The following is a 14,015-nucleotide window of genomic DNA, read 5'->3' on the forward strand; positions in this document are numbered from 1 at the left end:
AGACCCATTAAGCCAGCTAAAGGCACGGTATTTTGCTTTAAAGATTTTTTGATTCCTAAATATACCAGCAATGAAAATAGAACAGAAGTACTAAAAATAACTACAAATGTTATAGTGGGAAAACCAAAACCTATGGCATAAAAAAAAAGGAGGTCTCCTAGCCCAAAACTATGATTGAGGAAAACTACTTTTCTTATGAGTTTTGTGTATAAATACAATAGCAATAAAATAAGGCTGGTCAATAGAAAATTGATTGTGATATAAATTATAAATAGGGGCGTTTCAACATATAAATAGTGCATAATGCCAATTGAAATACCAAGGATTGGGAACAAAAACCAAAACACGGTCCTTTCTTTAAAGTCCTGGTAACAAATAAGAGCACAAGATGCAATAGAAAGTAATTGTAGTAATGGAATCAATCCTTTATTATTTGTTTAGGGTTACCTTCTTCATCAATTTCCCAGACGTTGAGTACACCATCTCCATCAAAATCTGTTATAGCCTCTGCCCTAGCTTTGAAAGTTGCGTTATCCGCACTTATAATCTGGTATATGTAGTTTGAAGTTCCATTCTCCTTAACAGTTTTAGGTGCTTCGAAATCCAGTTCATTTACATCCACACTGTACTTACTGTTCATATATCTGTATGTGGTTTGTGCATTGTACAATGCTTTAAGCTGAATCTGGGCCTCCACACTTTTAGCCTTTGTTATTAAAGGCATTAAATTGGGCAATGCTAATAAAAGTAATATTCCTATAATGGCGAGTACAATCAACATTTCCTGTAGGTTAATGGCGGGGACTCTTTTTAAATAATTCATAGACAAAAATTATAATTAGCATAAGGCATAATTTATGAACAAGGGTTACTACCAAATTATTCTACAAAAAAAGATCCTTAAAATTTAAAAATCCAATATACATAAATATAGTTTCAAAAAGCTAAAACTTGTTAAAAAAACATAGAATATAACCTCACTATTTTTTTTCAAGAAACGTTGCGTATTGAATTTAATACATATATGATAAATGGATTTTAGGATTTTAATCAAAAATAAATATCAGAAAATACTTAATAAATTTTGTACTTAAATACATCATAAATAGAAGGAAAAATATGGATAAAGTGATTTTTTTTAAAAAAACACATAGAAAATAATAGATAAATAAAACATAATTTTTATTTTTCGCACTCAAAACGTCATTTTGTTATGAAAAATTTAATAAATATGTTATGAAATTATAAAAAATTGAATACTTCTAATCTATTGTGTTTTAGTGTTTTAAGAAGAGTATTGTCTCTAAAATTGAAACTAATTTATAATTGATTTCTTATGAGTAATAAACGAAACAAAATTTAAAACCGATTTAATCAGCTTCCTTAGATAAAAAAATCACGACAAATTTCTGTAATGAAAATAAAAAAATACGATTCATGAAATTGAATATTAGTGTCATTATTTTTCTCTTGATTATTTTAAACGGTACTGCCCAAGAGTATCCTGTTCTTCAGTCCAGTAATAAAATTAATAATAGTCCTTGGTATGGATTAGGACTTAGTAATTTAAACCTGCCTAGTGCTGGGGCAAACGCTGTTCAGGTTGCTGGCTATTATGGATTGATTTTTAAGACCAAATTTGGGAGTTTAAACATTCATGAAAATGGAAAGATTGGAATAGGAACTACAAATCCTAAGGCTAATTTACACGTTGAGGGTAGAACGGCAGTAGGGTTGAATGGTGTTTTAAATTTGGACTGGACACATGAGGCTAATTGGGGTGGGAGTTCTAATAAATGGGCTGGTTACATTGGTTTTAATGCCTCTAGAAATAGTGATGATGCAAAAGATTATTATTCTGGTTCCAATCGATATACTAGTAAAGGTGTTTTAGAAGGCTCCAATTATGGTTTTCGATGGTTATATAGAAACCATGAGGGCTATGACTCAGATGGACAACATGTACTTAGCGAGTTCATGCGTTTAACCAATAATGGTGATTTGGGAATAGGCACTGCTTCACCAGATTCCAGACTTACCGTAAAAGGTATAATCCACGCGGAAGAGGTTAAAGTTGATCTTTCTGTTCCTGTACCTGATTATGTTTTTAAAGAAGGATATGATCTAATGTCTTTGGAAGAAATCCAAAAGTTTATCCATCAATATGGACACTTACCAAAAATCCCCTCGGCAAAAGAAATGGAAGGCAACGGGGTTGAGCTTGGGGTGATGAATATGAGATTGTTAGAGAAGATAGAGGAGTTAACCTTGCATATAATAGAGCAGGAAAAGAGGATAAAAAAACTAGAAGATGAGAAATAGTTTAGCATTTTTAGTAATTGGTCTATTTTCCATTTGCTTGAATGCACAGGCAATAGTGGCAAACCCTCAGAATGGTGGGGGGGAAGGTGGAGAACTCATATTAATGAACGGTAATTCAACGTATAACCAATGGAATATTGATAATTATTATGGCAGTCTACGTTTTTTTCATAGTGGCACGGTCTTTTCCAATTTTAGCCCTAGTGGAGACTTAAGTCTTGCAAAAAACTTAATCATTAATGGAAATCTTGGATTAGGGACTGGCGTGCCCACACATCGGCTTGATGTTATTGGTGGTGTTAAAGCCGATTATTTGTCACTTAGTAATGAAAATACGATACGTAAATCAGGATTTGGGTTTGGAATTCATTCCGAAAGGGGATTCCTGTTCCGTCAATCTTGGACCGCTGATATAGGAGATTACGTGGAGATAAATAATTTAAATGCAGTAGGAGGAGGCACTAGAGCAGATTATGTGTTGAGAATAAGTGGGAGAGATGGTTTTCAATTTATGCCAAGAAATATAGAGGCAATGAGAATAACAAAAGACGGTGACATAGGAATAGGAACTAGTTCACCAGACTCAAAATTGACCGTAAAAGGAAATATCCACGCAGAAGAGATTAAAGTTGACCTTTCTGTTCCTGCCCCTGATTACGTTTTTAAAGAAGGATATGATTTAATGTCCTTAAAGGAAACTCAGAAATTCATAAAAATTAATGGGCACTTGCCTAAAATTCCTTCTGCAAAAGAAATGGAAGAAAATGGGGTAGAACTTGGGGTAATGAATATGAAGTTGTTAGAGAAGATTGAGGAGTTAGTTCTGTACACATTGGAGCAATATAAAGAAATTGAGTTTCTCAAAAAGCAACTTAAAAAAATAGATGAACTGGATATAAAGTTAAATATTTTATTAGAAAATAATGAAAAGTAAGTATTTAAGTTTTAGCCTTTGTCTATTTGTTTTTTACTTAGGTTATTCGACGGATTATGATTGGAACGTTTATAATACAGGTTCCAATCCAGGTGAAAGAATAGTCGCAGTTATTGATGCAGGAACTTTAGGTAATTATGATGGAGTTGGGATTACTGGAGAAGTAATAGATCATAATGGAAATTGGGGATATAATTATCCAAGGGAAGTTAAATTTACTGCATTTATAAAATTTTCAAGTGGCTTATCCTATGGTATTATTCAAGATGAAGTTACCAAATACATAACATTAAGACTTCGAAAAATATCCAATTCCAAATTTCATCTTACTGCCAACATGCCCTTCAGTCATACAGCGGCAAGTGTAATCTTCAATAAAGGAATTGGATCCGCTACTGTTACTATGGGTGATCCAAATATTAATGATTCCCAAGGAGACTTGGTACTATCTGAACCCAGTTACAAAACCTTGTTTTCGCAGGATTTTGGAAAAGGAAATATAGGAATAGGCACTACTGCACCAGATTCCAAACTTACAGTGAAAGGGAACATCCATGCAGAGGAGGTTAAGGTTGACCTTTCTGTTCCTGGTCCAGATTATGTATTCAAAGAGGACTACCATCTTAGATCGTTAGGGGAAACCCAAAAGTTCATCAACGAGCATAGGCATTTGCCAAATATTCCATCTGCCAAGGAAATGGAAGAAAATGGGATAGAACTCGGGGTGATGAACATGAAGTTGTTGGAGAAAATAGAAGAGTTAATGTTGTATACAATTCAACAGCAAAAATTAATAGAAGAACAAGCGAAAGAAATAGAAATATTAAAAACGTTAGAGAATAGAATTCAATTCCTTGAAAAAAAGCAAAAAAAAACAAATTACTAGAATGAAAAAAAGCCTTTTTATATGTCTGTTGTTTGTAATATCCAATAATATATATGCTCAGTATGCCTATGATGGTTCTAGTCAACATGTATTTACAACCAATCATGGTACTATTGAAATTGGACCATTTAATACGTCGTGGGCACATATTTATACCGATAGACCAAAAATTATTTTTAATAAGGATGTGTATACCACAACTAACGCTTTCTCTTCTTATGATAATGATTTGGTGCTAAAGACGAAAAGTACGGAACGGTTCCGTATAAATGATGATAGTGGTAATGTGGGTATCGGAAAAACGAATCCCTCTCAAAAACTTGATGTTAATGGAGGTATACAATCACATAGTTTTGTTTTAGAAGATCCTGTGTTAGGATCTAATTCAGATTTTACTGCATTGTACAGAGAAGACGTAGGAAGCGATAATGCAATTGTAAAACTAAGAATTGGTGATGATGCATTAGGAGGTTTTAATGTAGGATATAAATATTGGAGTACAGGTGAATGGGTTTCTACTTTTTTTGTCAATAATTATGGTAAAGTTGGGATAGGTACTACCTCACCGGACTCCAAACTTACCGTCAAAGGGAACATCCATGCAGAAGAGGTTAAGGTTGATCTTTCTGTTCCAGGTCCAGATTATGTATTTAAAGAAGGATATGATCTTATGTCATTAGGAGAAACCCAAAAATTCATCAAAAAACATGGGCATTTACCAAATATTCCTTCCGCCAAGGAAATGGAAGAAAATGGGTTAGAACTAGGGATTATGAATATGAAGTTATTAGAGAAGATTGAAGAATTAATGTTATATGTAATTGATTTAAAAGCTGAAAATCTGGAATTTAAAAAGGAAATAGAACAACTTAAAACGATTTTTATTAAAAAAAACAGGTAAATGAGTAAAGTAAAATTAACAATTTTAGTTGCATTAATAACTTTAGGTTCTTTTGCCCAAACGAGCCTTTATGTAAGAGGTACTTCTTATAATTATTCTCAAAACCGAATTGTAAAACTAGACAATGTACCCATTGTCAATTCAGGGGGAAGAGGGCTTAGTTTAACAATTATTGATGCATTTACACATCAACATCTTTCTTCTACCAATTATGATACATATGGTAATACTTCAGCATCAGATAATTTGGCAATAGCTCTTAATAATTTAAAAAGAGGACAAATAGGCATTCTTACATCTTATGATGCTTGGGAAAATGCTGTTACTAACAACCTTAAAATAGCAGCAAGACGTTTAGGTTTATTTAAATTAGGTGGAGGACTAGCCTCAGGATCCCGACGCTCATATGCTGCAATTTTCAGGGGCTCAGGAACCAATATTAATAATAGCACCCCTAATCATATTGCTTATGAGATAATGCAATCTAATAATTCAGAATCTGAGTACGCTGTTATAGCCACTTGGCTTATAGACGACGCTTTTATAGGAAATAACATAACCAATGCCTTAGTGACAGGTGATGGTAACACTATTGGGGCTGCTTTATTAGTGGATCATCTAGGAAATGTTGGGATAGGGACAAATAGCCCAGATGCCAAACTCACTGTAAAAGGGAACATTCATACGAGTGAGGTTAAAGTAGATCTTTCTGTTCCTGGTCCTGATTATGTTTTCAAAGAGGATTACAATTTAAGGTCTTTGGAAGAAACTCAAAAATACATCAAAGAAAACGGGCATTTACCAAACGTACCCTCTGCTAAGGAAATGGAGGAGAATGGGGTAGATCTTGGTATGATGAACATGAAATTGTTGGAGAAAATCGAGGAGTTGACGCTTTATATTATTGATATAAAAAACAATTATCAAAGCAGCATAGATAATTTACAGAAACAAATTAATGTATTAAAGAATGAGAAATAATAAGGTTAATTTATTTTTAAGTATTTACATATTAATTGGCTTACTAAATCTTTATGCCCAAACTGATTTACCTAAGATTATTCCATTAAGCCCAAACGCATCTTCAATTGCCAAATATGGTGAAATACCAGTAAGTAATTTTACAGGCATCCCCAATATTGAAATCCCTCTTTACACTATTAATTCAGGTGAGCTTAACCTTCCAATTTCGTTAAGTTATCATGCAGGAGGGAATAAGGTAGAAAGTATTTCCTCCTGGGTAGGATTAGGATGGTCTTTAAGTTCAATACCATCAATTTCAAGAAGTGTACGCGGGATTCCTGATGAAGATGGTGGAGGTTATTTTTACAAATATAGTGGTAAGACTATTCAAGATATTGCTGAATTAGATCCAAATAATAATTTATGGAATACCTTTAGGTATGATCTTTACAATGGTTTGGCAGATTCTGAACCAGATATTTTTTATTATAATCTTCCAAATGAAAGCGGTAAGTTTTTCTTTGACCAAGAATCAACAATATTTAATACATATCCCAAATCCAATATAAAAATTCTAAAAGTGGGTGAAAATTTTAGAATTACAACAAAGGATGGTTTGGAATATATTTTAGATAAAATCGAAACAACCCAGGCGAATAACGATTTGCCTATAAAAAGTACTTGGTATGCTTCAAAAATGATATCACCCACTAAAATGGATACTGTACATTTTAATTATAGAGAGGAGAGTCATACAACCAAAACAAGAAATGTCGTAACAAAATATCATTATTTAAGCGGTGTAAATGCAGGATTACCAAATAATAATAATAGTATTCTTACGATAAATGTCACTAAAGCTAAGGTACTTGAATCAATCATTTTTAAAAATGGACAAATAGTATTCAATAAGCAAAACCAAGAACGTGAGGACCTTCAGGGCGGATATAACTTAGATAACATTTCTATCTACAATAACGCTGGGCTTATTCGTAAATTTGATTTTGTAACTAGATATATTACAGGAAATGGTGGTGCAGGGTCTGGGACTCCTTGCTATAACGCAGATAGTTACAGTAAAAAATGGATGTTTTTAGATAGAATTAGGCAAGTCGCCCCAAATACAAATGAAGTATTGGAGCATCAATTCGCTTATAATGAAGTTTACAGTCCTCCTTGTAGATTTAGTGCAGCTCAAGATTATTGGGGGTTTTACAACGGTAAAAATTCCAATGAAAGTTTAACCCCTACCTATTATTTGCCAAATACAAGCCCACCTGTCCGTATACAAGCGGCGGACAGAGGCATTGACCCAACTAAATCAAAATTTGGTATTTTGAAGACGATAACTTATCCCACGAAAGGTTATTCAGAATTCGACTTTGAAAACAATAGCGCGTATACCGATGAAATCCAAGTTCAATATGATACAAATCAAAAAATACTATCCGGAGAAGAGTTTATAGAGTTTGGTCAATCTATTCCTGAATCCAACTCTTTTGAAGTGACATTTACAATCAATAATCCACCTGATTTATTTTTGAACAATAACAATTCGGAAGGCGGATCAAATACACGATTTATTATAGAATTTCCAGGATGTAATATAAGCCAAAATGCAAGCAATTGTGCTCGGTTTACAGTAAAGGGAATAACTAATTCTATCCCAACCACAGATATATACGATTCAAATTATGATCCACCATATGATAGGTCATTATTTTTACCAAATGGTACTTATCAAATGAAGGCTAGTTTTAATCAATCACCTCCAAACTACCAAGATTTTATATTTATTGCAGAGTGGGATATTATTAAAAATACCCAAGCTGAAAATAAGTATGTTGGTGGGCTACGAATAAATGAGATAAGGAATTACCCCAATTCATCAGCTCTGCCAATGGTAAAAAAATACAAGTATACTACCGACTACACCTCTACGAGATCCTCTGGTGATATTTTTAGCGTCCCAAATTTTAGTCATTCGGACGGAATTATTTATTATAGTGGACAATCTAATGGTGGTGAGACAGCTACTTATCTTTTAAGAGTGAGATCTACCAGTAATATCCAACAAGTTACACATTCTGGCTCATCAGTTGGTTACAAAAAAGTTTTTGAGGAAACGACTGATGCCAATCAAACAGGTTATATTGAGTATTCATTCTCTCACTCAAGGGATATTTCCGCTGGAGGCTTCCCTTATCCACCGGAAAAAAGTAGAGAAGTTTATCGCGGGCTTCCAATTGAAAAAAAATTATACAAAAAATCTGGAAATGTATTTAACATGGTTCAGAAAAACTCTTGGGAGTATTCCGACGTTCCTTTTGTATTTAGTGGAAAATCTAAGTATTCACTTGGTATGAAGTGGGGCAACGACATTCTATTTAATAATCAATCTGGTGCAAATGCACAAGCTCAAGTAGTGGACTTTTATACCGTTGATGTTGGTTGGAATGATTTGGTCCGTGAGATTAATACCACATATCACGGGAATGATTCGATACAAAAAGTAACTAATTATTATTATAACAATGCCGACCATTTACTGAAAAGTAGAATGGACGTGAGTGATAGTAGAGGTAAATTATTGATTACAGATTATAAGTACCCCCAAGACATACCTAATCCAAGTGTTGCTATCTCTGGATTGATAACTCAAAATAGAATAGCCGAAGTCATAGAAACAAAAAGTTATTATGACAATAACAACAACGGTGTTTTGGATTTAAATGAATTATTATCCAACCAGCAAAATGATTTTAAAGTATGGGACTCCAATTTGATTTCAATAGAATCGTTAAAGACATCGAAAGGAAACAGTCCATTAGAGCCAAGAATAGTTTATCACGCCTATGATGAGCGAGGAAACCCATTAGAGGTTTCAAAAGCAGAAGGTCCTTCTACATGTTATATTTGGGGTTATAATAAACAATATCCTGTAGCAAAAATAGAGAATGCCAGATACACTCAAATTGAAGCATTACCAGGTTTTGGCCAGAATTTTTCGTTAGGAACTGGCACCTTGAATTCCACTCAATTACAAACCCTTCGCAGTCATTCATCTATGCTAGGTTCAATGGTCACTACGTATACCTATAATCCTGGTGTTGGCATCACCAGTATTACTGATACAAAAGGTTTAAAAGTTACCTATGAATATGATGACTTTAATCGATTAAAAGCTGTAAAGGATGCAAACGGTAATTTATTGTCAGAAAATCAATATAAATACAAAAACCAATAGATCATGATGAGATTAAAGTATACATTTTTGTTTTTATTGGCCACTAGTTTTTCTTTCGCACAGATCATCAAACCAGATGCAGGACAATCTACCTATATAGTAACGGGAACCGAAGCATTATCATCTGGGAAAAGCATTGTTTTAAAACCTGGTTCTTGGATCAAAAGAGGGGCTAATTTTACTGCTAAGGTCACCGAAATTACCACGGCTAATGATGCCTATACGTCTTTTACACTTAGTAGTAATGAAAATTATGTCCTTAACAGAAGTTTCCAATCTCCCATGGGTAATTTTAACCCCAGCATAACAAAAGAGGGGGACGTTATTGAATCTGTCACCTATTTCGATGGTTTGGGAAGACCAAAGCAAAGTGTTGGTATCAAAGCATCTCCCAGCAAAAAGGACATAATCACACATATGTCCTATGATGAATACGGTCGTATGCCAAAGGACTACCTGCCATATGAAGCAGCAGGTGCATTGAGTACTTTTCGTACGGACGCATCGTCTGCTACCAATTCCTATTACCAGACATTTTACAGCAGTGATCTGAACAATAGCTATCTGAATCCTTTCTCAGAAAAGGAATTTGAGCCTTCCCCCTTAAATAGAGTTACCAAACAGGCAGCACCGGGATATGATTGGCGCTTAGGTGGTGGCCACGAGATCAAGCTAGATTATTATGCGAATAATGCCAATGAGGTCCGCTTTTTTAAGGTGACTTTTTCCGGAGGGAACTCCCAAAGTCCTATCCTCACAGGTGGGAGCACATACTACCCAGTGGGAGAACTATACAAGAATTTAGTAAGAGACGAAAACCAAGTAGGGGGCACTAACACTCATGTAACGGAGGAATACACCGACAAGAACGGTAGAGTGGTGCTAAAACGGATCAAACATCCCTATAGTGGCACCACATATGACACCTATTACGTATATGATGATTTTGGTAACCTCACGTATGTATTGACACCAAAGGTAACCACGGACAATGTAAGTGCTAATGAGCTTAACGAACTTTGTTACCAATATAAATACGACGAGCGAAATAGACTCATTGAAAAAAAGATACCTGGAAAGGGTTGGGAATATATCGTTTATAACAAATTAGACCAGCCCATACTTACCAAAGATCCGAATTTAGGTGAGCAGGGTAAATGGCTATTCACCAAATATGATGCTTTTGGTAGGGTGGCCTATACGGGATTGGCGAACATACCGGGAAGCACCACAAGGACTTCACTCCAAACAGCGGCCAATGGAGTAGCAATATCTTGGGTAACTCAATCTAATACAGCTACAAACACAGGAGGTACAGCAATCTATTATAACAATGGAGGTTATCCTACAAGCAATATTTCCGAGATCCATACGGTGAACTATTATGACACCTATTTGGATACAGATGGTCTTAACGTACCATCATCAGTGCTAAATCAGACTAAAGCATCCAATACCAAAGGTCTAGCCACAGTGAGTAAGGTAAGGGTGTTGACCACCAATCAATGGATCACTACCATTACAGGATATGACAGTAAGGGAAGAGCAATATATTCGGCCAGCAAGAACGGCTATTTGGGGACTACGGATATAGTGGAAACAGAACTAGATTTTGGTGGGAAAATAAAAAGATCCATCACCAACCATGTTAAGGGGAATAACTCCTCTATAGTCACGGAGGATAACTTTTTGTATGACCATCATGGAAGGATTTTGCTACAAAAGCAAAAGATCAACGGACAGGCAGAGGTGACCTTAGTGGAGAATAGTTATGATAAGCTGGGCCAATTGATTCAGAAAAAAGTGGGGGGTAACCTGCAGACGGTCGACTTTGCATACAATATCCGCGGTTGGCTAAAGCAGATCAATAATCCGTCAAATTTGGGTACCGATCTTTTTGGGTTTAAAATAAATTATAATTCTACGGAATTGGGCGGAACATCTTTATACAATGGAAACATTAGCGAGACCATCTGGAAGACAAAGAACGACGAAACGTCCAGTCAACCATGGACACAAAGGGCCTATAGTTATAAATATGATGGTCTGAACAGAATACTTGGGGCGGATTATAAAATTAGAAGTAGTTCAGGGTCATTCGGCATTCTTGGAGATAACTACTTTACACTTTCCAATATAAGCTATGATAAGAACGGGAATATTATTAGTTTACAAAGAAAAGGCGCCAGTGGTCTTATAGATAACCTAGCCTATAGTTATCATGATTCAGAAATAAGCAACAGATTAAAAAAAGTTACTGATTTATCTAATAACATAGAAGGGTTTAGTGATGGAACCAATGCAACTGTTGAGTATACTTATGACCAAAATGGCAACATGGTGAAGGACTTGAATAAAAGTATTGGCACAACCACTACAAATGGCATAACGTACAATCATCTCAACTTACCGGTCAAAATTGTTAATTCTAAATTATATGGTACAATTAACTATATTTATGATGCGATGGGAAATAAGCTTGAAAAATATGTTGTAGGTGCAGGTATAGCTCCAACCACTACATTATATGCGGGTAATTATGTCTATGAGAACAACACTTTACAGTTCTTCAGCCACGCCGAAGGGTACGTTGAACCCGATGGAAGTGGTGGCTATGATTATATCTACCAGTACAAGGATCATTTGGGGAATGTTCGATTAAGCTATGAAGATGCCAATGACAATGGGAGTATTGCCACTTCCGAGATACGGGAGGAGAACAACTATTACCCCTTCGGGCTGCAGCACAAAGGGTACAATAATGTGGTCAACGGTACGGAAAATAACTATCAGACATACCAAGGTCAAGAACTTGAAGAAGAGCTAGGAAAAAATACATTGGCTTTTCAATGGAGAGACTATGACCCAGCAATCGCAAGGTTCAATAAAATTGATAGGTTTGCAGAGAAGTATGTAAGCCACTCGCCTTATGCTTTCACTAAGAATAATCCTATTGCTTTTAGAGAAATAAAAGGAGATAGTATTTCTGCAGGAAGTCAAGCAGAATTTAATGCTCAACGGACAAACGTTCAAAATAAACAGAATGACCTTACTGCACGTAGAGACCGATTAGTTGAAAGAGGTGCATCTCAAAGTAGAATTGATAAATTAAATACTAGAATTGATGGCATTGGAGAAACTCTAACTAACTTAGGTAACTTAGAATCGAGTTCGCAATTTTATAGATTAGATTCAGGAGCAGGAGAAGTTGGAGGTACAACATATGACCCTGCAACTGGAGAAGTGGTTATTGCATATGGGAGTACCGCTAATTTTGTTCACGAAAGTACTCACGCAGGACAGTTTGAATCTGGAAATATAGCATTTGATAGTGGCACAGGTAATACTTACGCTCAAGATTTAGGAGATGAATCTGCTTCATATAGAGCCCAATATGCTTATGACCCAAGTTCAGTCTCTGGATTAAGCTCAACTTCTAGAGTACGTTCATTAGGAGATATTACCAATGCTTGGGTTCAAGGAATAAGGACATCTACTGGTGCAAATATTTATGGTGTAGGTGGAGCTTCGAATACAGGTATAACACCATTAAATGTAAATTCAACAAGAGCTGATTTAATTAGAGCATATCCTAGTAATGCTGGTGCATTAGGCGGACTACCTGCTGATTGGACATTTCGTTCTTTACCAACAATTTATTTAAAAGAATAATGATTAGAAATATAATTTATATAGTAATAATATCTTCAATTTTTAGTTGTAAGGCTTTAAAAAACGAACAATCTATCTATGGGGAATATTATAAAAAAGGAAAAGATTTTGAGTATTCATTATCGTTAAATGCAGACAGTACATTTTCTTTAAAGACAAAGTATCAAGATGCAAATCCAATGTGTACAGGGCAATGGCAAAAAATGAATAGTAGTGAAATCCAATTAAAATGTGATGTAACAAAAGACCCAACAGAAATGCTATCAAGTGGCTATATGAATGAAAGAGAACATAAGATAGAATTTATTAGCAGAGATAAAATAAAGTTTAAAAATGTAATTCTAAAAAGAATAGAAACCCCATTAATACACGAATCTGTGCATAGCAAAAATAAAATCTAAATTAACAAAACCACCTTTAACGAGGTGGTTTTTTAGTTTATAGAATAGATTGAATTTTACGTTTAGCAATAAAAGCATCAATAACAGAAAAGATATGTTGTTTATCTTCTTCCTCAAATTTAGACACTTCTAAAATACGTTCACGAGTATTTTTGTCCATCTGCACATCAGCTTTACCAGTAAGATAATCAAGGCTTACATCAAGTATATCAGAAATTTTACGAGCAATCTCAATAGATGGCATCATATCGCCACGTTCATAACGACCTATAATCGGTCCAGAAGTGCCAATCAATTTAGCTAGCTCTTCCCGAGACAAATCTTTTGATATGTAATGTTTATTTTTTAGGTTCAGAAAATAAAACATCATAAATACGATTAAAATAATTACAATCCATTATTTAAAATGAGCAATTGATCCTTTTTTTGACCTTTATTTTTCCGAAAATCTTAGATTCATTACTATTGAATTTTACATCTAAACTAACTCAATAGGATAAGCGCCTAAACTATCTTAAGGTAAAATCTTACATTTATTAGGAAATTAAAACAAGATCCATAAATTATTTTAATAACATGTAAATCAATATGTTGCGATATTATATTTTCATCATAATGTATGAACAAAGGGTTGTGATACAAACTTTTCGATGAAATACATAGAATATAGTAGTTATTTTAAAAATATT

At 34.6% G+C, this 14,015-nt stretch carries 10 protein-coding genes; 8 read left to right on the forward strand and 2 right to left on the reverse strand.

The genetic code is table 11. The features are described 5' to 3' along the window. Positions 1–418 precede the first annotated feature (418 nt). Positions 419–823, reverse strand: coding sequence for a general secretion pathway protein GspG (locus tag SB49_RS14015; protein WP_062057747.1), 405 nt, complete (start codon positions 821–823; stop codon positions 419–421). Between the two features lie 614 nt (positions 824–1,437). Here SB49_RS14015 and SB49_RS14020 point away from each other — a divergent pair. From SB49_RS14020 to SB49_RS14055, 8 genes are read left to right on the forward strand one after another with little or no spacing between them, the layout of a single operon-like run. After that, positions 1,438–2,322 (forward strand): tail fiber protein, encoded by an 885-nt coding sequence (locus tag SB49_RS14020; protein WP_062057750.1) that lies wholly within the window; start codon positions 1,438–1,440, stop codon positions 2,320–2,322. Beyond that, entirely contained in the window at positions 2,312–3,256 is a 945-nt protein-coding gene (locus tag SB49_RS14025) for a tail fiber protein (protein ID WP_062057754.1), read from the forward strand. Before SB49_RS14020 ends, SB49_RS14025 begins: the two co-directional genes overlap by 11 nt. After that, entirely contained in the window at positions 3,246–4,142 is an 897-nt protein-coding gene (locus SB49_RS14030; protein WP_062057757.1) for a tail fiber protein, read from the forward strand. Before SB49_RS14025 ends, SB49_RS14030 begins: the two co-directional genes overlap by 11 nt. Continuing rightward, on the forward strand, positions 4,111–5,043 hold the full coding sequence (locus tag SB49_RS14035) for a tail fiber protein (protein WP_062057760.1): 933 nt from the start codon (positions 4,111–4,113) through the stop codon (positions 5,041–5,043). The genes SB49_RS14030 and SB49_RS14035 overlap by 32 nt, the downstream gene beginning before the upstream one ends. After that, positions 5,044–6,024, forward strand: a complete 981-nt coding sequence (locus SB49_RS14040) for an interleukin-like EMT inducer domain-containing protein (protein WP_062057763.1) — start codon at positions 5,044–5,046, stop codon at positions 6,022–6,024. Continuing rightward, entirely contained in the window at positions 6,014–9,253 is a 3,240-nt protein-coding gene (locus SB49_RS14045) for an RHS repeat domain-containing protein (RefSeq protein WP_062057766.1), read from the forward strand. The genes SB49_RS14040 and SB49_RS14045 overlap by 11 nt, the downstream gene beginning before the upstream one ends. Before the next feature lie 3 nt (positions 9,254–9,256). Next, positions 9,257–12,925, forward strand: coding sequence for a DUF6443 domain-containing protein (locus tag SB49_RS14050; protein ID WP_062057769.1), 3,669 nt, complete (start codon positions 9,257–9,259; stop codon positions 12,923–12,925). Next, complete coding sequence (locus SB49_RS14055; RefSeq protein ID WP_062057772.1) at positions 12,925–13,326, forward strand: hypothetical protein; 402 nt, start codon at positions 12,925–12,927, stop codon at positions 13,324–13,326. The genes SB49_RS14050 and SB49_RS14055 overlap by 1 nt, the downstream gene beginning before the upstream one ends. Positions 13,327–13,363: 37 nt before the next feature. Here the strand turns inward: SB49_RS14055 and SB49_RS14060 are convergent, their stop codons facing one another. Then, the gene (locus SB49_RS14060) at positions 13,364–13,696 is read right to left on the reverse strand and encodes a helix-turn-helix domain-containing protein (protein ID WP_235537780.1); all 333 of its coding nucleotides are present in this window, start codon (positions 13,694–13,696) and stop codon (positions 13,364–13,366) included. Positions 13,697–14,015: the final 319 nt, after the last annotated feature.

This window comes from Sediminicola sp. YIK13 (assembly GCF_001430825.1).
Taxonomy (GTDB): Bacteria; Bacteroidota; Bacteroidia; order Flavobacteriales; family Flavobacteriaceae; genus Sediminicola.